The following is a 19,013-nucleotide window of genomic DNA, read 5'->3' as shown; positions in this document are numbered from 1 at the left end:
GCCACTGCTTCCTTAAAAAAACGAGCGCAATTAGATAACAGAATTGAATTCTCCCGTGTCACTGTTTTCTCCACTTGAGACTCCAGAAACTTTTCTGCACCACTAAGGCTAAGGACAAAGCACAGTCAACAGCCATCACTGATATTTTTCACAACTCAAATAGGATTGATATTATGAATTATTGCTGAGAAAGTAGTGAAAACTATGTTGGAAATTCCCTGGAATTTTTCAGTTAAGCTTTATTTTTTCATCACTTAAGAGTTGCTAAGTGTCGGCATACTAAGAGCAGTTCACTCGCAGTAACTCTTACACCTATGCAGCAAGCATTTCATCCCACAGTCATTCTGGGTGGTGGCTTTGCTGGACTGTTTACAGCTCTGCACTTAAGCCATCAAAATTACTCGCATCCTATTATTTTAATTGAGCAACGCGATCGCTTTAGTTTCAAACCCCTATTATATGAATTATTAAGCGGCGAATTACACAGCACGCAAGTTTATCCCCGCTACAAAGAGCTTTTAGCTGATAGTAGTGTCACTTTTGTGCAGGACACAGTGGAATCGATTCACCCACATCAACGCAGAGTCATCCTCACCTCTGGAAAGGTTTTTGAGTACGGCAACTTAGTATTAGCACTGGGCAGTAAAACAACTTACTTCGATACTTCCGGTGCGGCTGAACATGCCATGCCCTTTACCTCTGGGGAAGAGGCGATGGCTTTACGAAAACACTTGCGACATAGGCTACATCAGGCAATTCAAACTCAAGACTCGCAACATCGTCGGCTACTACTGACTGTGGCCATCATTGGGGCAGGGCCGGCTGGCATTGAACTGGCTTGTACATTAGCAGATTTACTACCCATTTGGTACGACGAATTGGGCGGTGATGCCGATGAAATTCGGGTGGTACTAGTTAACCGCAGTCGGGAAATCCTCAAAGGAGATGTAAATAGTCATTTGCGGTGTACAGTCCAACGGGCGCTTAAACGTCGGGTGGTTCCTGTGGATTTCCTATTTGATGCGGCTGTCACCAAAATTCACTCAGATGGTGTAGAGTATCGTCAACACGAGCAAACCCAAAATTTACCAGCTGGAACTATCGCTTGGACTGCTGGAACTGCTCCCAATCCTTTGTTGATGGACTTACCAGTGCCAAAGAATCGCGGTCGGTTACTGGTAACATCTACGTTGCAACTACCAGATTTTCCTGAAATATTTGCGGCTGGAGACTGTGCCACAGATAGCGGTAATCCCCAACCAACCACAGCCCAAGTTGCTTATCAACAGGGAAAAGCGATCGCTCACAATCTCAAGCGGCTTGCGGAAGGCAAACCCCCCACATCTGTGCAAATCCAAATGCGCGGTACTTTGATGAAATTGGGACTCAACGAAGGTGTTGCTAACTTGTTTAACAAAGTCCAAATTAAAGGACAGCCAGGCCATCTCATTCGGGAAGCAACATATTTACAACTGCTACCAAACTCTGCACATAACCGCAAAGCCACAACCGAGTGGTTAACTGACGAATTATTCGGGCGCGATCGCCCTTTTTCTCACATGCAGTTAGGACAGACTCCTTTACTGTATGGCGTTGCAACCGTCGCTGCTGGACTAATTTTGGCAACTCCCCTTGTCTGGCGGGCTGCTTTACCGATGCAATTCCAACAAAATTTCGGTTGGACAGGTATACCCACCTTACTCGATCGCCTAACACCGCCTTCTCGTTGAAGGACGCGGGGACACGGGGACACAGGGACGGGGGGACACGGAGATATGGGGACGCAAAGGCCCAAAGATACAAGAGCAAAAGAACAATGGCGTTGCATAAATGCGGGATGAATTAAGATTTTTGACGAAGGCTAAAGGTAGATTCTTTGCGCCTTTGCGCCTTTGCGTGAGGTAAAAATCATCCCTAGATTCAGCAATACCAGAACAATAACTCCGAGCGTCAACAGTCAACACTTATGCGCGACACTTTATCCAAACTAATCTCATTTTTAGGAGTCCACTTATGAAATACTTACTCAACCTACGGACAGCTGTTGTTGTTAGTCGCGTAACGATGGGTGTTTTCTTTTTTCTTTCTGGTATTGCTAACTATCTCAACTTTAGCATTCCTAACGGTTTCTACCAAACTGTTTTAATTCAAAAACTGCAAATAATTGGCCCTGGAATTCCACCAGGATGGGAAGGACTCGGGCCACTACCTTGGTTAATTGCCATTCCCTATGCCTGGTTGTTACCTTTAGCAGAAATCCTTCTGGGTGCGTTGTTTGCTCTCAATTATTGGGTGCGTTGGACGGGTCTATTGCTAATACTAATGACGTTTAGTATTACTTTGGCATTTGGCATTATACCTGCTGGCAGTTTATTTCCTAATGGAGCAGAAAGCTTTAACAAAACCATCTTATTTATGGCTTTAATTTGGATCTGTATTGCCTACGATGATTATGAACAAAAAATGAGCCGCCGTCGCGCCCAAGCAGCAGCTGATTATGCTCTGAATGCTTCTAACAACGATATGTAGAAGGGAACAGGGAACAGGTAATAGGCAATAGGCAATAGGCAATAGGCAATAGGCAATAGGCAATAGGCAATAGGCAATAGGCAATAGTTTCATACCCATCTTTAATTCTGAATTCTTCTTTAACTTGGCATTAATTGTTGGATACGTTGTGGCTCATCTCCTAGCCAATCTGGATTTTGGGCGGTGCTGTCAAAAATTGATGAAGTTTTGAATGGCTCAAACTCGCCACTTGATGCTGCTTTTGCGGTTTTTGCTAAGAGCGATCGCACTTGTTGTTCATCCATTGGCTGGAATGTCCGCACCGCTGTCAAGGCTTGTTCGAGAATTTCCATACTGTCAATTCCGGTAATTACAACCGATGTCGGCAGATTCAGAGCATAGTGTAAACACTCGATTGGCTCTACAGTATTTGAGCGTAAAAGTATACCGTTTGCTAAGCTTTTCATGCCAAGAACGCCGATATTTTGTTTGACTAGTTCTGGCAAAACCAGTTTTTCAAAGCTCCGATAATGTGCATCCATGACATTCAGCGGCATCTGCACTGTATCAAATTTAAATTGATGACTGGCTGCAATTTCCAGCATGTGCAGATGCACGTAGGGGTCTTTGTGTCCAGTGAAACCAATGTATCGCAGCTTACCAGCTTCTCGCGCTTCAATCAAAGCAGCGTTGGCCCCTTCTGGGTCAAAAACTCGATATGGATCTTCATGGCGAAGAATTTCGTGGTGCTGAACGAGATCGATGTAATCAACTTGCAAACGTTGAAGTGATTCGTCTAGCTGTTTTGCTGCTGCTTTCTTGGAGCGACCATCAATTTTCGTCATTAGGAACACTTTGTCACGATAGCGATCGCGCAGTGCTTTTCCCATACGGATCTCGCTAACTCCACCATTGTAATCCCAGCTATTATCCATAAAAGTAATGCCGCGATCGATCGCCGTGCGAACAATTCGGATGGCGAGTTGCTCATCAACGTGCTTCAAGCCAATATGCCAACCACCGAGTCCGATGGCAGAAACTTTCTCATTTGTACTACCGAGAACTCGATATAGCATTTCTGAATTTGCTCTGGTTTGAGACATCTGTTTCCCTTGTTTCGCAACTACTACTTAAGTACATATAACCGCGTGCTAATTTAAACATAAGAATAAATCTCACAATATCTTTCTCAAGATACACTTTTCGACACAAAAAGGTAGGATTTCTATAATTTAGTCAGTATTTCAATTCCAGAAATATTTCAGTATAAAATGTTTAAGTGCGCCGCACAGGTTATAAATGAAACAAACGCCTTCCTTCTCTACTCCTTACTTCCTCTAGTCAAAAAAATCAGCGAACCAGGAATCATAACTGACAACAAACGCGAACTTTGTCACAATGAGTTCGTCGATAATTTTTATGACCGAAAAAAGCAAATTTCAAGGAGTCAAATTCTGAAAGGCTTTGAATTCAAAGGTGTTGAAAAACTGATTGGCCCAATAGCGGCGCTCTTGGGCTTTGTGTGTTTGTTGCAGTGGTATATTCAAGGAGAATTGCGATCGCCTTCCGATCCTGTCTTTGAAGTTAGACAGCCACCTTTGGTGATGAAAAATGGCGACCCTTATATTCGCGCTTTAATGCGAACCATCTCAGCAAGTGAGGCAAATGGTAACCGTCCCTATTCTCTGTTGTATGGTGGGCAACAAGTCAACGACCTCAGCCGACATCCTGAGATATGCGTCACAATTATCACAGGCCCCAACACAGGTAATTGTTCCACTGCCGCAGGTAGATATCAAATCATCAATACTACCTGGTACAATATAGCCCCTCGCTATCACCCAAACCCAATGCGGTTGATGTTTTGGGTGAATTATAGTTTTGAACCACAATATCAAGACATAGTGGTTTATCGTTGGCTAAATGATTCAAGAGTTTGGAGAACTGATATTTCTCAACTCTTGCGTCAGGGGAAATTAAATGAAGTTTTGCGGCTACTTTCTCCCACCTGGACAAGCTTGGGATATGGGATAGAAACTAACTCTATTAGTAGTTCTTTGCCTAAAGTTTATCAGAAAATGTTGCAAGAAGAATTAAACGCAGCCAAGCAACCAACAACCCAAAATTCAACTCCATCTCCGAATCCTTCCACTAAACGACGATAAAATAAGATGAACTTTACAGCTAATTGAAGTCGCTAAGTTAGAGCGATCGCTACGCCGATGGTTGGCGTTGTCTAAACATGTCAAAGATAAGACATAGCATAAGAGGATGTTTGAAAAGTGGTAGGTTGTGATTTTTATTATCCCCCTTAATCCCCTCTCCCTTTACAAGGGGAGGGTTAGGGTGGGGTAAAAGAAGGTTTTGATACATCAATCATGACTTTTCAAACATCCTCTAAGCTTCCGATCTAGTAAATTTAGATTACGCAATTATTATTGCTCCTATTCTTGAAATTAAATAACCGATTCCAAAACCCAAAGCATCAACCATTAATACTAGTAAAAAGCTCACTAGCGGTACAAAAGCCTGCAACAAATCAATTAACCAATCAGCTTTATTACTATTAAAAATCCAGCGTGAAAACACGTCCTTTAACTGTTTTGCAGCCCTAGTCCAAGGGCTAGCTAGCACATCCATCATTACTGCAAAACAATAATTATATGTAAACATTAAGTCATCGAAAGCAAAAATTGTAAAAGTCAAAGATATCAAGATTGCAATACCCCATCCTAAAATTGACCAATTTGATATGTTTAAAGACAGCAAGCAACCGATGACTAGATGAATGCCAAACAGCTGCATCAGTTCCAAGCAGGGAAATTTTGCATGAGCAACATGCCGCTTTTCTTTCTCTCTTTGCTGCTTGAATATCTTCTCCACAGTATTCATCACTTTTATTAGATGTTTCTCCAAGCCCTTAAATAATTTTGCGGCGGTGTGTTTGAATTTCGGCTGTTTATGACGATTTTGGTTCATAATTTTTAACTTGAATCAGACATCATAACTTACTCTTGTTTTAAGATGCCCAATTTAGAAGAAAAGCTATTCGCTGACACGCAAAATCAAACAATACGCCAAATGTCTGTTAAAAGCCAGATTAAATCAACTAATTCTGGAAAAGAGTTAGAAATATAAGCTAAATATTCTGGCTTTAATATTAGCCAAAGTAAAATTAAGCTTACCTACTTATAGCCATATTTCAACAGATATAATAATCATTAATGCTACATAATTATTCAATATCTGCTACTGGGAAAAAATAAAATATCTATTACTTCGCCCACTATCAAACCAAGTATGGCTAGGATTGTTAATATCCAAAATGAATCTATTTTATTAAAACCAGCAAAACGCATTTCCAAGTCAGCTAAAAGCGTAGTTGCTAATGGTATGAGAAATAGACTAAATAATAACGACCAAGTTGCGATTAAAGCAATTGATATGCTTAAAAATAAGATAACAACTAAGACTTTAGAACCAAATTCAACTAAACGCTCTAACCAAGAAATACTCTTGCGTGTTACAGCTATAACCACAGCAGCTACAAAAGCTCCCACTAACCAAATAATATGGTTAGTAGCAAGATACCACCCCAAGAAAGCATAAGCCAGCCAGAGTAAGCCTAAAGGCATCAAAGGAATCCTGTAAAAAAATTCCGCATTCATCATACAGCCAAAACTTGTCAAAACACCAAGTTCATCTTTTGATTCTGGTAAAGAATAGCGATCGCCATAAGAGGATTCTACTCATTTTGCTCATGATATTCCTCTATCTACAGAGCAAACATAACTACATATTGTTTACTCATAACAAGATTTAGCAATCCTCTAACTAGCGGCGAATAAAAAGATTCAGGCTGATTAAGGTCGATGACAATACTCTGCTAAATAATAGTTATATAGCTGTAATCTAATTTAACTTTAACTTCATGCGATCGCCTGTAGCCTAAAACTCTGACAATCAGGCGTATCCAAGAACTATAATGCATTCATTATCCGTAGTTAATTTAAATATTTGTTATATTTAAAACATGTAACTACTAGCACCAACAATAATAGTATTAGATTCTAAAATACTAGGCGTGTGTAAGTCAATTGACTTTTAGCCTCAGGTATTTGCCATAAGATTTAATCAAGAGATAGTTCCAATTCAGTGTGTACAGCTTTGACAACTGTCCACAAAAGTGTTGCACATCTCAAGCTCATGGTAATATTATTTTACTGTCAAGAGATATTATTTTATACATCAAATAAAAAACATGCTGAAACAGCTAGTTAGGTGTGCTACCTCCAAAAACACAAAACATTATTTAATCTACCACCATAATCAGTAAAAAGCTTACTGTTCAAAGCACAGAGCTTTTATAATTCTGGTTATATAAGCTATCAAATAGCTTATAAAGCCACTTTTTAGTAATCACTAAAGACAGAAAGGTATATCACAAAACCTTCTGAAAATAGTGAAAAATTGAATTTAAATATAAAAAATTGACATGGCGTCATCTGTTTTTCGTGTATGCAATAATATCGAAAAGCAAATTTTCTATTGTCAAGAAAACTTTGAAAATTGGCATTATATTTAAATAATATTTATGCCTATTTGTGCTGCTTTATGTATATCAAATAGTCATATATTGTTCCCAAAAATACAGCCCCAAATTGGTCAAATCAGGGAAATACTTAAATCTAGCAAATAATTTAAGACTTTTAAATCAACCCTGATTTAGTAACAAGTTAATTATTAACAATGTAAGCAAAAGTAACAGGAGAAACATGAATATTATTGTTCGTTTATTTGGAGTATTTTTCTTCCAAGTCTCTGCGTTGGTTGCGATGTCTAACATTGCAATGTCTAATGACAAGCCTATCGGTACTTATACTCAAGAGACTCCTGCTGTTCCTCAACAGACAACAACCCAAAGGATTTGCTCTTTAGATCCCATTGAAGATTTATTACCTCCATTACAAACCAAAGCAAGCAATTCTTTGCTTTCCTACCTTGCTGACCAGGGTTTTACACAGAATCAAGAAGGTTCGTGGGTTTGTTATGCGAACGATCCTAAAAAAGAAGGACGTTACTTTACTCTTTTTAAAGTCAAACAAGTTGATAACAGACTCATAGCAAGTTCTTTCTTAGATGAGGGAAGTTTGATAGAGGGTCAAGAAAATCGTAGCTTGGACTTTTTTATGATGCTGATTGAGCATCATACGAATACTAATCAAGAGAACCGCCAAGGTATACGTAGATATTTAGAAGCTTTCGTTTCCCTAGTCAAACAAGGGAAGATCAAACCTACACCTCGCGGATTCCTTTTTGACCAACCAAACCGAGCATTGGTCATATATCACACACTCTCATCAGGAAATCTCAAAGGTACTGGAATCACGATCAATATTGATTTACCTAAGAGTTGAAGTCGGGGTTGGGGACTAGGGACTGGGGACTGGGGACTGGGGACTGGGAAGACAAGGAGAATAATTCATAACCAATGCCCAATGCCCAATGCCCAATGCCCAATGCCCAATGCCCAATCCCCAATGCCCAATCCCTATTTAGTGGAGGTACATCTTGCCTAAATCAACTATTCAAAGAATTGCTATGCCAAAGCCGGTTCGCTGGGCGACTATCGCATTCTCATCTGTTGCAGTAGTACTCACTACGTGGCAGTCTGCTTTTGCACAGTTAAATATTGGCCGTTATGGTATCCAACGAGGATTGGAGTATGAGTATCTCCAGTACCAAGTTAATAACCAAAATCTCAGTAAGATGCGAGTAATTCCTGGATGTGATGTGGGATTTGGTTTGACTTGCAATAAAACTGGAACGGTAATCCAGCGATTAATTGAGCTAAATGGCGGGACTAACTATCAAAATCTATTGATAAGAGCAGCTGGTGGGGAGAAAAATTTTCAGAATTTCGCTAGGTTTTACGGTAACAATCGCAATCTCTCCACAGTGCCTTTCGCTTCATTTTGGAGAAAAGAATCCTCCACAATCATGGATGGATCTCAATACGTCCTGGGGCAATCTTTTGGTCGTAACTCAGTAGAAGGACTGGGACTTGTAACCAAGCAGTTCTACTGGGCACCATATTCAGGAATAAATGACTCACTGAGCCTTCGTAGTGGATTACTAAACTTGAAATTGTCATACGGACGGCTGTTGTTTGAAGAAGCCTCAAAAATTTCTAACATCAAAGAGCAGATTCAGTCTCTAGGCCTATCGCCAGAAATGACGAATTTTTATGTAGATAAAATCTCTAGAGGCTTGGATGCACTAAATTCTGGAGATAGAAACCAACTAGAAAACAGGATTTTTGAAGTACTATCCTTTCCATACTCTGAAGATGGTGGGGAATTCGGACGCCCCAATAATGCAATTCCAGAAGAATTCAGTCAACTCTTGGGAGAAGATATACCAGGAGATATTTTGCTGGCTGACAATCTAGTCCCATTGGACGGAGAAACAATCAGCCTCGATACTTTCCCTGGTTCTGAGGGGGATGTCTTAGTACAAGACAGTTCTGATTCCTTCCCACTCTGGCCAATAATTGGAGTTGGCGGTCTTGGTTTAATTCTGCTTCTACTACTGGATGATGGTAGTTCTTCAGGGTCTTCAGGACAGCCATTGATTTCTTCTTCCACAAATCCACCTTTGTCTCTCACCAACAAAGGAGAATGCGATCTAACTCCAAATAATAACGGTTCCAGCCATACACCAATTATTGAAATTCCATGTAGTGTTACTCCTCAAACTCCCGCGACGGAAGTCAAGAAGGTAGTAGAGCCATCTACGACGAAAGCTTTTATATTGCTAATTGTTCTACTGTGCATACTCCGTTACAAACAACGAGCTTTAAAAATTCGTAGTTGAATTCAAAATTCTCTCAAGAGTCTGCCACACCCGTAGACTCGATCGCGAATATCGTTTTGTCGTAAGGCATACCACCAGGTTGCTCCATTGATGGCAATGACAGGCTTTTTGAGCCATCGCTCTGCTTCGTCGGCGAGCCGGAGCATACTCAAATTAGTACCCATCTGTACGATCCCATCTATATCATCACCATCGATTTCCTGAAGGTACTTGCGAAGAGTATCTTCACAGACTTGGGCGATCGCTATTGCTGTGGGGCAACGTAATCCTTTGAGCCGCACGACTTCTACGCCAATGTCACTAAAGAAGCGGCGTAACTTATCGTCAGCCACAGCTTGATAAGGGGTGATGACTGCAATCTTATTTAGTTTGAATGCTTCCACAGCTGCGTGACATGCCGAAGCGCCGGTAGCCACTTGCAGTCCAGTATAATCCTCAAGCCGTTTAATGAACGCTTTATTACCCTCGATTCCTCCCCAAAAAGTTTCGGCACTCATTCCCATAATTAGATAGTCGATAGCCGCAGTCATGACGCGATCGACTGCGAAAAAAATTTCGTTGTCGATTTCCTCTAGAATACGCACCATCTTTTCATCGCTACTCAAGTCTTGGTCTCGAATATGAATCCGGGACATGTGAGACGTAACGCCCGGTACAGCCATCGCGTGAAAATCTGGTTCAACGATGGTGTTCGTACTGGGCGCAAGCACCCCGAATTTTTTCCGCCATCCTAAGGCGTCCGTCATTGTAAAATCCTTGTGGATAAAGTTATTTGCTTTGCTGGTTGTGCTGGCACAAGTGCGATCGTACTGAAACTTTATTTGTCTTTTTTAATTGCAGCCTCTAGACGTGCCCGATCTTGCTGAGTAATATCTGGGTTATGTAGTATCCAATAACAATCTAGGCGGTCATTAGTGCGAAACAAAAGTAGTGCCCCACTTTCTGTCCAAAATGGCCCGTGTGGAATATGTGCCGGTCGCCAGTAATAGCCATCTTTGCACATTGCTGCATACCGTCTATTAAAAGGATCGTCGCTCATAGACCAATGTCCAAGCACATCACCAGAAATCACATACGCCTCCTCCGTAGTAGGATGACCAGCATAAAAATTGCCTTCAATCCACATAGGTACTAAACCGAGAATCCACGTAGCGCGTCCAGTTTTTTTATTGGTATACAGACTTTTACGGGCTGAACCAGGAGGCAAAAAGGTTGTACTCTCCCATTTCATTGCGTGGAGTTCTTGCAATGGAATATACTCAGTCATACGTTCATGCGTCTGCATATTTGCATGGTATACAGAAGTTTCCGGGATTTGCGGAAGATCTGCATAGTCTTCTGTGATATACGTAGGTGTAGCATCTGGCATCCACAATAGAATGGTGTCTTCTTCTGTTTTCCAAGGCCCAGTAGGTATACCAGCCGGGATAAAAGAGTAACTAAGATTGCGTAGTATAAACCCACCCTGGGAAAGTGCGCCTGTTAAGACAAAAATTTCCACATTGGTAGTAAAATGACCAACAGGTGCGCTCCAACCCTTTTTCAGGACTACTCGCTGTGTAGATTCACCTGTACTTTCATTGATGGATAGAACTTGGGCAGTTGCATCTTCTCCAATAACAAAGTTTTTTACGTCAAAAGCCACTTGTGGAAAGTTGAGAACTGAGTTGAGTGACTCTTCAGTTTCTACATGTTTGCGCCCTGTAAAGATGTTTTTGTTCATTTGAATCTCAACATTATTATGGATAGAATTTGAGCTTTGATTGTCTTGATGTCCTTTAACCATATCTATTTCCAGTTTTTACTAATTTAGTAATTACAGGATAATTATTAAACTTGCTCAATAAATTAGCCTTGAGTTGTAATTTAAAATAAAAATCTAAAAATTATAACTCTTAAAATTAAATACAGCAGATTACAAGGAAAATAAAGTACGCAAGCTCAGTCTAAAAGTCAACCATCAAGCTTGTTGTACTCCTAAATTCTGAATTCTGCTGTATACAGATGTTTGCACATGAATAAGTTATATGGAAAAATAATTTACTAATAGATACACGTAGGGTAACATAGCTGCTCTATCTAGCTGTGTATACTTTTGAAAAGTATTACTATTTATTAATGCGATCGCCACCGAGCCTCAACAGCATAAATAGCTTTACAATTCCTGAAATTATGTGTCAATTATGCAACATTTATCACTATTTTAAGTAAGTACTGCTAGTAATTTTAAAACCTAAAAATTAAAAATGTCTAAAAGTTCAGATATCAAAGGGGAGCTACAATGACACAAAATTCAGAAAATACTTTAAAAGTTGCTCAGCAGGCATTTGAGAATCTTACACACGGGATGGCAACAGGGGAGTGGGAAGCGCTGCTAGATATGCTCTCAGAAGATTTTACCCTTTGGTTTCCTATGGGAAAATTTCACGGTTTGAACGTAGGAAAAGACCGAGCTAGAGAATTTTTCGAGTATGTTTCTCAAGCCTTCACCCCTAGCTTGAAGCTAACTGCTCTAGACCGTGTTACTAGCAGTGAAACAACCGCCGTCTTTGAATTTCGTGATGAAGGGCTTTTATTTGGAGAACCTTACAAAAATCGGGTAGCAGTTTCCTTTGATGTGCGTGGAGACAAAATTTGTGGCTATCGCGAATATTTTGGTAGTGATGGCAAATCGTATTAAAACAGAATTCAGAATTCACAATTCACAATTCAGAAGTCGCTTTGCATCGGAAAGCAACTAGCATAGAGCAGTGACTACCCTTGAAAGAAAAATCTAAAATCTAAAATCTAAAATTGTATTAGTTTCTCTCAGGGTTAAGTTGGTTGATTTCTTTACATTTAGCTTCTGCTGCTTGATAAGCTGCTAAATAGTCTTGACCACCTAACATTACATCACCGTAGTATTCATAAGGTGGGTCACCATAGATAGGTAAAGGATTGTCTTCTGGATAATCTTCTTTTGATTCTTCAATAATGGCTTTGAGTTTTTTTACTGTCAGCTTTTGTGCAGCAAAATACCAGAGTTCTTGAGGATTTTTTTTCAGGTGCGGTAAGGTGGGATCGACAATGCGTATAAGGGAGTCATTGCTAGAAGTATCGCCTAACTCAATCCAACTGTGTTCAATTGGTCTATATGGTTTTCCCACAAAAGTTAAAAATCCTTGAACATATTTTGCTCCCTCGGTGGACAATGCTGCTTTGTAAGCATTGTCAAATGGGGTACTAGCTCTGCTGTTTATGCTTTGAGCAATTTTGATTGACAGCGTTTCATCCAACAATTTGTTCATCAATACCAAGGATTAGAGCAGCCATGAGAACATATTACCACTCTTTGGGGATCGCGACTGGGGACTGGGGAGATGGGGGAGTGTGGGGGAGAGAGGGGAGTGTGGGGAGTGTGGGGGGAAAGATTTCTTCCCCATCCTCCCACACCTCCCACACCTCCCACACCTCCCACACCTCCCACATCTCCTGCTTGCCCCATGCCCCATGCCCAATCTACTTTGTATTCAGCACCATCTGTAAATTTCTTAACAAGTCACACGAAGTGTAGGGCTTGGACAAAAAGGTTTTGACGTTGTTACCAAGGGTTTTAATCATTTCATGGTTGGAGGCTAGCCCACTAATACCAATAATTTTGATATCTGGATTAATTTTTTTCAATACATTGATAGTTGTTGGCCCATCCATGTGTGGCATCATCATATCAATCAGCAGCGCACTAATTTCTTGTTGATGTTTTGTATAAAGTGCGATCGCATCAATACCATCATTAGCCACTATCACTTTATAGCCATTTTGTTCTAACCAGGTTTTAGTAATTTCTCGAATTGAATCTTCATCATCAACAACTAGAATCAATTCTCCATGCCCTGAAGGTAATTCACTATCTCCACATAATTTACTATCTGTTTCAATTGTTTGAGTGACGGGTAAGCAAACTTGAAATTCTGTGCCTTTGGTAACTTCAGTAACTACATTTACAAAACCGCCGTGGCTTTTTATGATGCCAAGCACCGTTGAAAGACCAAGCCCTCTACCTTTACCCACTTCTTTGGTTGTGAAAAATGGTTCAAAAATTCTATCTACTATCTCTGTGGGAATTCCTGTACCTGTATCAGAGACGCTAATCATTATGTATGAACCTAACTTAGCATCAATATTCATCCTGGCATAGTGGCTATCAACCCAGAAATTCTTTGCTGAAATCTTCAAGATCCCACCAGTAGGCATAGCATCACGAGCATTAATACACAGGTTCATCAACACTTGGTGTAGCTGAGTACCATCACCAAAAATATTCCACAGGTTTTGTGTAGGAACATCGATACGAATTTCAATAGCTCTGGAAAATGTTTGTTTGATAATATTTTCTATTTCTGAAACTAAGTTCCGCACCTGTAATGTTTTAAAATTACCTACAGAGCCACGTGAAAACCACAGAACTTGTTTAACTAAATCTGCTACACGTTTAACATTTGTTTCCATAATTCCCAGCCATTGATGACTTTTTTCATCAGGAAGTTTTGCTTCTAGAAGTTGCATTGTCATCATGATTGGTGTCAGTGCATTGTTGAGATCGTGGGCGATACCACTTGCTAATATGCCAAGACTTTCCATCCTCTGAGCGCGGAGGAATTGCGCTTCAAGTTGTTTTTTTTCTGTAATGTCAGAGTTGACAATGAGGATAGATTTGGCTTGCCCTTCTTCATCATTTATGAGTGTCCAACGGCTAGCAACTATTATTTCTTGGCCTTGTTTTGTGACTTGATGTAACTCACCTTGCCACGAACCACTCTCAGCTAAAGTTTTTTGAATATTTTTCAGTTGGCAAAAGTTTTGTTTACGATACAAAAGCTGATTAGAATTTTTACCTAAAGCTTCTTGTGCCGTCCAACCGTAAAGATGTTCAGCTCCTTTATTCCAAAATTGAATTTGGTTACTCAAATCTTGAACGAGAATCGCGTCTGTGGTGATATTAAGTAAAGCAGCTTGTTCGCGAATTTGCTGTTCTGCGTGCTTGCATTCCCGCAGCGCAGCTTGCTGTTTGCTAATATCAATATTTTGGTCTGTGAGTTTTTTTGTAAGGTTGCGGAGGCGTAAATGGATATTCACCCTAGCTAATACTTCTTGATTTTCTAAAGGTTTAGTAATGTAATCTACCGCACCAGTATTCAAAACTTTAATTGTGCTTATTTTATCAGTAGGGTTACTTAAAATAATTACAGGGATATCTTGAGTCGCTGGATTATTTTTTAAAATTTGGCAAGTTTTAAAACCGTCAATTCTTGGCAATATTACATCTAATAAAATTAAGTCAGGTAAGACGTATTCTGCAATTTTAATTGCACTTTCTCCATCTTCAGCTACTAAAACTTGAAAGCCATAATCCTTTAAGAAATCGCATATATTTTTTAAACTATTAGGAATATCGTCAACTATTAAAATAATAATTTTCTCATCTTTATTAAAATTCATACTTAATTATGGTTAAAATTTTTAACTCTCAAATTTCTTCGCCTTTAAAAGCTTTGTCAAGTTCACGAACACAGGTTTTCACATTCCAGTTTTGTAGTTTACTCAACAATAGCTGTAATCACAACACTACCTCCCAGTTGATTTGAGATACCATATCTTCTGCCAAGTTTTTGAGATACGCACGAATTGTGTACTTGAAAGTTAAAAGATTTAATTAAAAGTAAACTATCTGCAAAAAAATGCTTACATCTGTCAAACAGAGCTTGTATAAAATACATCCATGAACAAAAAGAGAATTGTTAATTAAACCGGGTTTTATGCTTAGTCTGGAAATTTACTTTTTGTACTTAAGTGATTTAAAATCTGCTGTATCCGTGTAAAAAGTACATAGGCTCTAAGTTAAAGCTCTGAAATTTTACGGAGAATTAGATGAATAAAGAATGGAGGATGATTAAATTATAAATACCAAAAATCTAGGATAGCACAGCTAATTGTGCTACCCTACAGGGTCTATCCAATAAATCATGGAGTTGTGACAGGATCGAGTTTTATCCGGGCTTTATTCGGACGACAGGGGCTTCCCCAACAAACTTGTCCAGAAGGCATACTGGTAAAAACACTACTACGAGCGCCAATCACAGCATTAGCACCAATTTTTACTCCGGGGCCAACGAAACAATCTGTCGCTACCCATGCGCCATTTTCAATGGTGATACTCGCTGTTTTCAAGCCAAAGGCAGGGTCTTGGGTATCATGACTACCAGTACAGAGGTAACTTTTCTGGGAAATTACGCAGTGTTCGCCGATGTTAATTTCATCGAGGCTGTATAAAACTACGTTATCTCCAATCCAACTGTAATTACCTATGGTAATTTTCCAGGGATAAGTAAAACGGGCTGTGGGGCGAATCAACACGCCTTTGCCGATACGAGCGCCAAATAATCGTAGTAGAGTAGAACGTAAAATATTTAACGGTTGAGGAGTTAGAGGAAAGGCGATCGCTTGTACAAACCACCATAATAAAATATACCAAGCTGGACGCCCGCGATCGAACCAAGATTGGTCATATTTGCGTAAATCTACGAAAGGTTTGTCATTAGTCATTCAATTTTGGATTTTAGATTTTAGATTTTAGATTTTAAGATTTTAGATTTTAAATTTCTCCTTGAATCCAAAATTCAAAATCTAAAATTGCTAAAGTTAGGAGTCAATTGTCAATAGCTTTCCTTCCGATCCTCTGCTTCCCTGCTCAAGAATTTCCTGCTTTAGTGTAGTTGCAGTATTTAGATGACCACCACAATTTCGTAATTCGTAAAGTTTAACCCCAATTTGATATTCATATTGACTCAGCAAACGTGCATATATATATCCTGCTTTGCCATCTAAAAAACCACGTTGGATTATATAAAACAACACAAATCGCAAAAAGGGTTTGAATGGTAAGTGTACCCATACTTTTTTCAAAAAGCGTTTGCGTTGCACTGCATCACCAAACAAATTTGCACCAATAGTGCCGCTATCATCTTGACCTGTGAGAATATTATAATAAACGCGGGCTTCCCAATTTGAATAGCGATTGTGCCGTTCTAACCAATGATAAAGGTCACGAAAGTCTTCGTGGAGCATATCATTTTTCAGATACCCAACTTTCCCCTGCAAAATTACATGTTCGTGAACTTCGTTGTCACCAGTGTTGGGAATATCTTCTGTATGTAGGTTTTCGTAGCGTCCTTTTTTATGCTGAAATAAACGCAGATTCCAATCGGGATATTTTCCACCATAGCGAATCCATTTTCCTAAGAAAAATACGCGGCGGTTTAGATAATAACCAGTATATTCATCCTGATTAATTGCCTGCTCAATTTCTTCCCAAAGTTCGGGAGTGATGCGTTCATCACAATCTACAATTAGCACCCATTCGTTACGAAAAGGTAGATTATCTAAAGACCAATTTTTCTTTTTAGGCCAATGTCCATTGAATTTAAATTGAACGACATTTGCGCCATAACTTTTAGCAATCTCAACACTATTATCGTTACTTTGAGAATCGACTACAAATATTTCATCTGCTCTGCTGAGGCTAGTGAGACAAGCTGGCAAGTTGGCTTGTTCGTTTTTGGCGGGAATTAATACGGAAACTGGTATTTTAGATGACATAATCAGTATAATTTATGATATTGATGACTTCTTATTTGATGTGGATAAAAGGCCTTGAATAGCTGCATTTAAGTAGCCAATTTGACCGTAAGCATACACAAGTTTGTCAAATCGTTCTGCTGGGTCAGAGAAATATTGTAATGCCTTGTACAAACCGCGCAAAAATCGTTCGCTGCCTCGCCGTAATTGAGCGATGCCAGCTCTGCCAGCGAGTTGTTCTCGATAGCACTCGCTGATACCTTGCCACCAGCCTCGGTTTAAAAACCAAGAACGTTGCAGGCGTTCTGGAGCAACATTGTGAGCGACTAGTGCTTCTGGAAGATAAGCGACTTGCCAACCACGTTGTAAGGCAAATTCGGTCATTTGTAGTTCTTCGTTAGATAATAAATTTTTCCCTACTCGACCAAGATGAGGATCGAAACCTCCAATTTCTTCTAAAAAACTACGACGTATGGAGTAATTTAAGCCTCTGGGTGTTGAGCCGGGTTGCTGAATGTAAATGAGATTGTCACCCAAGTCGTATGCACCTAGATTTCCTGCTAACCCTGGAGATAGCCACCGTGGTTGTTGCACTCCTTCAGGCCAGATGAGAGTGACTTTGCCACCTGCGATCGCTAGTTTAGAGTTATTGTAATAGGCAGAATATAAAACTTGCAGCCAGCCTTTGGTCGCGACGGCATCGTCATCTAGATAAGCCAGAATATCAGCACTAGCCACTTTTGCACCCGTGTTGCGGGCGACGGATAAACCGATGGTGGGTTCAAAGACATACTTTAGGCGAGGATCGTCAGCTCTTTGTTCTACTACTTCACGGGTGCGATCGCTAGACCCATTATCAACTACTACAACTTCAAAATTAGCAGCAAAATCCTGCGCTAAAAGACTATCAATTGCAGCACCTAAGTAGGCATCTCGATTGTGGGTACAGATAATGGCAGAGATTTGGATATCTGGCATAGATTTAATTTGGGATTTTGCGGAAAGTCTGAGCTAAGGCTTCCTTAGATCGGAACTTTCTAAGACAGATTTGAGACTTCGGCTTCGCTCAGTCGAACGATTTTTGATTAAAATCTTAAATCTAATGCACATTTTGTCTTAGTTAATCTAAACCAAATTTTATCTGCCCACCAACCGAGTTTTTTCGGAAAAAATCTTTAAAACTTCACGTTTGCTGAATATGACTATGTAAAACTACAAGACTTTGAGCAAGTTGAGCCAAGCGAGTTTCTAAAGTTTGCTTACGTCCCAACAACTGACGTAACTTTTGGTAACGAGCGATCGCTATACTAACGGTGGGAACCTGATCTGCTGGACATGGGCGCGACCAAACTTTACCAGAATCATCCACACCGCAGAGGCGATAGCTAGTAGCAGACGATTGATAGGAGACTTTCCCACCACTAGCACAAATTTCTTCGACATAGTTCATTAACTTGTCAATTTCTGCATGGCGCAGTGTTGCAGTTCCACCTGGTTCTGGCTCCTGGAAATTGGATTCTAACCAGCCATTGACAATTGGCCCTTCTAAGTAAATATCCTGAATTTCCTGCAAAATATTTTGTAGTTCTATTTGCCAACCAGCAACACTTTCCTGAATTTCTAGCAGTAAGTTCATCGCCAAGCCTGGATTTGCTCCGTGACGATGGCTACTGATGTTAGGAGTTTTAAACTTGGGTAGGCTGGGTGTTTTACCACCGTTCTCTTCTGTTTGAAAAGTTTGCACAGACTCGTACTGGCGAAATAAATTTTGTTCCGTATCGACGCCAACGCCAGCGGCTTGTCCTTCTATGTTGACTTCAACATCCTCAGAAGATGAAGTCTTTGTGCTTTTTGTGGGTTCGTTAGCTGCGACACTGATTCTAAAAGAGAAAGGCCGCTTTGTTGAATCTCCTGGTTCAGCGGCATCAGTGCCACGAGTCCCTAAATCATGTAGAGTTGCTTCAATACGTTTTAAGCCTGGTTTCATAAACATACCCTATAGTTTGCTGTCCAGT

Annotated in this window: 19 protein-coding genes; 6 read left to right on the top strand and 13 right to left on the bottom strand. The window is 40.1% G+C overall.

Features of this window, described 5'->3' with window-relative positions:
- Positions 1-314 precede the first annotated feature (314 nt).
- Together H6H03_RS26030 and H6H03_RS26025 are read left to right on the top strand one after the other, a co-directional pair.
- Positions 315-1,730 carry an NAD(P)/FAD-dependent oxidoreductase gene (locus tag H6H03_RS26030; RefSeq protein WP_190957944.1) on the top strand — a complete coding sequence of 472 codons (1,416 nt, stop codon included), beginning with the start codon at positions 315-317 and terminating at the stop codon, positions 1,728-1,730.
- A gap of 283 nt (positions 1,731-2,013) precedes the next feature.
- A complete protein-coding gene (locus tag H6H03_RS26025; RefSeq protein ID WP_190957943.1) occupies positions 2,014-2,529 on the top strand; it encodes a DoxX family membrane protein in 516 nt (171 codons plus the stop codon).
- Positions 2,530-2,648: 119 nt separating this feature from the next.
- Here H6H03_RS26025 and H6H03_RS26020 read toward each other — a convergent pair whose 3' ends face one another.
- Positions 2,649-3,611 (bottom strand): aldo/keto reductase, encoded by a 963-nt coding sequence (locus H6H03_RS26020; RefSeq protein ID WP_190957942.1) that lies wholly within the window; start codon positions 3,609-3,611, stop codon positions 2,649-2,651.
- A 387-nt stretch (positions 3,612-3,998) separates the two neighbouring features.
- On the opposite strand from H6H03_RS26020, the gene H6H03_RS26015 reads away from it, so the two are divergent.
- Complete coding sequence (locus tag H6H03_RS26015; protein WP_313931917.1) at positions 3,999-4,673, top strand: glycoside hydrolase family 24 protein; 675 nt, start codon at positions 3,999-4,001, stop codon at positions 4,671-4,673.
- 259 nt (positions 4,674-4,932) lie between these two features.
- Here the strand turns inward: H6H03_RS26015 and H6H03_RS26010 are convergent, their stop codons facing one another.
- Both H6H03_RS26010 and H6H03_RS26005 read right to left on the bottom strand, forming a co-directional pair.
- Positions 4,933-5,487: a hypothetical protein gene (locus tag H6H03_RS26010; RefSeq protein ID WP_190957941.1), complete on the bottom strand. Its 555-nt coding sequence runs from the start codon at positions 5,485-5,487 to the stop codon at positions 4,933-4,935.
- Between the two features lie 260 nt (positions 5,488-5,747).
- On the bottom strand, positions 5,748-6,176 hold the full coding sequence (locus H6H03_RS26005; RefSeq protein ID WP_190957953.1) for a hypothetical protein: 429 nt from the start codon (positions 6,174-6,176) through the stop codon (positions 5,748-5,750).
- A gap of 1,107 nt (positions 6,177-7,283) precedes the next feature.
- Between H6H03_RS26005 and H6H03_RS26000 the strand changes: the two genes are divergently transcribed.
- Complete coding sequence (locus H6H03_RS26000; protein WP_190957940.1) at positions 7,284-7,925, top strand: hypothetical protein; 642 nt, start codon at positions 7,284-7,286, stop codon at positions 7,923-7,925.
- Here the strand turns inward: H6H03_RS26000 and H6H03_RS41460 are convergent.
- Positions 7,915-8,049 carry a hypothetical protein gene (locus H6H03_RS41460; RefSeq protein ID WP_277926183.1) on the bottom strand — a complete coding sequence of 45 codons (135 nt, stop codon included), beginning with the start codon at positions 8,047-8,049 and terminating at the stop codon, positions 7,915-7,917. The genes H6H03_RS26000 and H6H03_RS41460 overlap by 11 nt on opposite strands.
- A 30-nt stretch (positions 8,050-8,079) precedes the next feature.
- Between H6H03_RS41460 and H6H03_RS25995 the strand changes: the two genes are divergently transcribed.
- The gene (locus H6H03_RS25995) at positions 8,080-9,384 is read left to right on the top strand and encodes a hypothetical protein (protein WP_242057990.1); all 1,305 of its coding nucleotides are present in this window, start codon (positions 8,080-8,082) and stop codon (positions 9,382-9,384) included.
- Positions 9,385-9,386: 2 nt separating this feature from the next.
- Here the strand turns inward: H6H03_RS25995 and H6H03_RS25990 are convergent, their stop codons facing one another.
- Both H6H03_RS25990 and H6H03_RS25985 read right to left on the bottom strand, forming a co-directional pair.
- Positions 9,387-10,130 carry a maleate cis-trans isomerase family protein gene (locus H6H03_RS25990; RefSeq protein WP_190957939.1) on the bottom strand — a complete coding sequence of 248 codons (744 nt, stop codon included), beginning with the start codon at positions 10,128-10,130 and terminating at the stop codon, positions 9,387-9,389.
- A 71-nt stretch (positions 10,131-10,201) separates the two neighbouring features.
- On the bottom strand, positions 10,202-11,107 hold the full coding sequence (locus tag H6H03_RS25985) for a DUF4437 domain-containing protein (protein ID WP_242057989.1): 906 nt from the start codon (positions 11,105-11,107) through the stop codon (positions 10,202-10,204).
- A gap of 558 nt (positions 11,108-11,665) precedes the next feature.
- On the opposite strand from H6H03_RS25985, the gene H6H03_RS25980 reads away from it, so the two are divergent.
- Entirely contained in the window at positions 11,666-12,064 is a 399-nt protein-coding gene (locus H6H03_RS25980) for a nuclear transport factor 2 family protein (protein ID WP_190957937.1), read from the top strand.
- A gap of 118 nt (positions 12,065-12,182) precedes the next feature.
- Here H6H03_RS25980 and H6H03_RS25975 read toward each other — a convergent pair whose 3' ends face one another.
- From H6H03_RS25975 to H6H03_RS25945, 7 genes are all read right to left on the bottom strand, one after another.
- The gene (locus H6H03_RS25975; RefSeq protein WP_190957936.1) at positions 12,183-12,671 is read right to left on the bottom strand and encodes a hypothetical protein; all 489 of its coding nucleotides are present in this window, start codon (positions 12,669-12,671) and stop codon (positions 12,183-12,185) included.
- Positions 12,671-12,868 carry a hypothetical protein gene (locus tag H6H03_RS25970; protein ID WP_190957935.1) on the bottom strand — a complete coding sequence of 66 codons (198 nt, stop codon included), beginning with the start codon at positions 12,866-12,868 and terminating at the stop codon, positions 12,671-12,673. The genes H6H03_RS25975 and H6H03_RS25970 overlap by 1 nt, the downstream gene beginning before the upstream one ends.
- A gap of 14 nt (positions 12,869-12,882) precedes the next feature.
- A complete protein-coding gene (locus tag H6H03_RS25965) occupies positions 12,883-14,862 on the bottom strand; it encodes an ATP-binding response regulator (RefSeq protein WP_190957934.1) in 1,980 nt (659 codons plus the stop codon).
- Positions 14,863-15,384: 522 nt separating this feature from the next.
- A complete protein-coding gene (gene hpsU, locus H6H03_RS25960; RefSeq protein WP_190957933.1) occupies positions 15,385-15,966 on the bottom strand; it encodes a hormogonium polysaccharide biosynthesis acetyltransferase HpsU in 582 nt (193 codons plus the stop codon).
- A gap of 96 nt (positions 15,967-16,062) precedes the next feature.
- On the bottom strand, positions 16,063-17,019 hold the full coding sequence (locus H6H03_RS25955) for a glycosyltransferase family 2 protein (protein WP_190957932.1): 957 nt from the start codon (positions 17,017-17,019) through the stop codon (positions 16,063-16,065).
- A 12-nt stretch (positions 17,020-17,031) separates the two neighbouring features.
- Entirely contained in the window at positions 17,032-17,976 is a 945-nt protein-coding gene (locus H6H03_RS25950) for a glycosyltransferase (RefSeq protein ID WP_190957931.1), read from the bottom strand.
- A gap of 205 nt (positions 17,977-18,181) precedes the next feature.
- Entirely contained in the window at positions 18,182-18,985 is an 804-nt protein-coding gene (locus tag H6H03_RS25945) for a hypothetical protein (protein WP_190957930.1), read from the bottom strand.
- Positions 18,986-19,013: the final 28 nt, after the last annotated feature.

This window comes from Nostoc paludosum FACHB-159, assembly GCF_014698835.1.
In the GTDB taxonomy this organism is placed as follows: Bacteria; Cyanobacteriota; Cyanobacteriia; order Cyanobacteriales; family Nostocaceae; genus Nostoc; species Nostoc paludosum.
Note: the sequence above shows the minus strand (reverse complement) of the source record. Positions and strands in the feature narration are given on the sequence as shown.

Coding starts and splice junctions, on each gene's coding strand:
- H6H03_RS25955 (WP_190957932.1), bottom strand. CDS start 17,019: ATGTCATCTAAAATACCAGTTTCCGTATTAATTCCCGCCAAAAACGAA.
- H6H03_RS26000 (WP_190957940.1), top strand. CDS start 7,284: ATGAATATTATTGTTCGTTTATTTGGAGTATTTTTCTTCCAAGTCTCT.
- H6H03_RS25970 (WP_190957935.1), bottom strand. CDS start 12,868: ATGGGGCAAGCAGGAGATGTGGGAGGTGTGGGAGGTGTGGGAGGTGTG.
- hpsU (WP_190957933.1), bottom strand. CDS start 15,966: ATGACTAATGACAAACCTTTCGTAGATTTACGCAAATATGACCAATCT.
- H6H03_RS25990 (WP_190957939.1), bottom strand. CDS start 10,130: ATGACGGACGCCTTAGGATGGCGGAAAAAATTCGGGGTGCTTGCGCCC.
- H6H03_RS26030 (WP_190957944.1), top strand. CDS start 315: ATGCAGCAAGCATTTCATCCCACAGTCATTCTGGGTGGTGGCTTTGCT.
- H6H03_RS25965 (WP_190957934.1), bottom strand. CDS start 14,862: ATGAATTTTAATAAAGATGAGAAAATTATTATTTTAATAGTTGACGAT.
- H6H03_RS25985 (WP_242057989.1), bottom strand. CDS start 11,107: ATGAACAAAAACATCTTTACAGGGCGCAAACATGTAGAAACTGAAGAG.
- H6H03_RS26020 (WP_190957942.1), bottom strand. CDS start 3,611: ATGTCTCAAACCAGAGCAAATTCAGAAATGCTATATCGAGTTCTCGGT.
- H6H03_RS26010 (WP_190957941.1), bottom strand. CDS start 5,487: ATGAACCAAAATCGTCATAAACAGCCGAAATTCAAACACACCGCCGCA.
- H6H03_RS26005 (WP_190957953.1), bottom strand. CDS start 6,176: ATGAATGCGGAATTTTTTTACAGGATTCCTTTGATGCCTTTAGGCTTA.
- H6H03_RS25945 (WP_190957930.1), bottom strand. CDS start 18,985: ATGAAACCAGGCTTAAAACGTATTGAAGCAACTCTACATGATTTAGGG.
- H6H03_RS25950 (WP_190957931.1), bottom strand. CDS start 17,976: ATGCCAGATATCCAAATCTCTGCCATTATCTGTACCCACAATCGAGAT.
- H6H03_RS25980 (WP_190957937.1), top strand. CDS start 11,666: ATGACACAAAATTCAGAAAATACTTTAAAAGTTGCTCAGCAGGCATTT.
- H6H03_RS26025 (WP_190957943.1), top strand. CDS start 2,014: ATGAAATACTTACTCAACCTACGGACAGCTGTTGTTGTTAGTCGCGTA.
- H6H03_RS25975 (WP_190957936.1), bottom strand. CDS start 12,671: ATGAACAAATTGTTGGATGAAACGCTGTCAATCAAAATTGCTCAAAGC.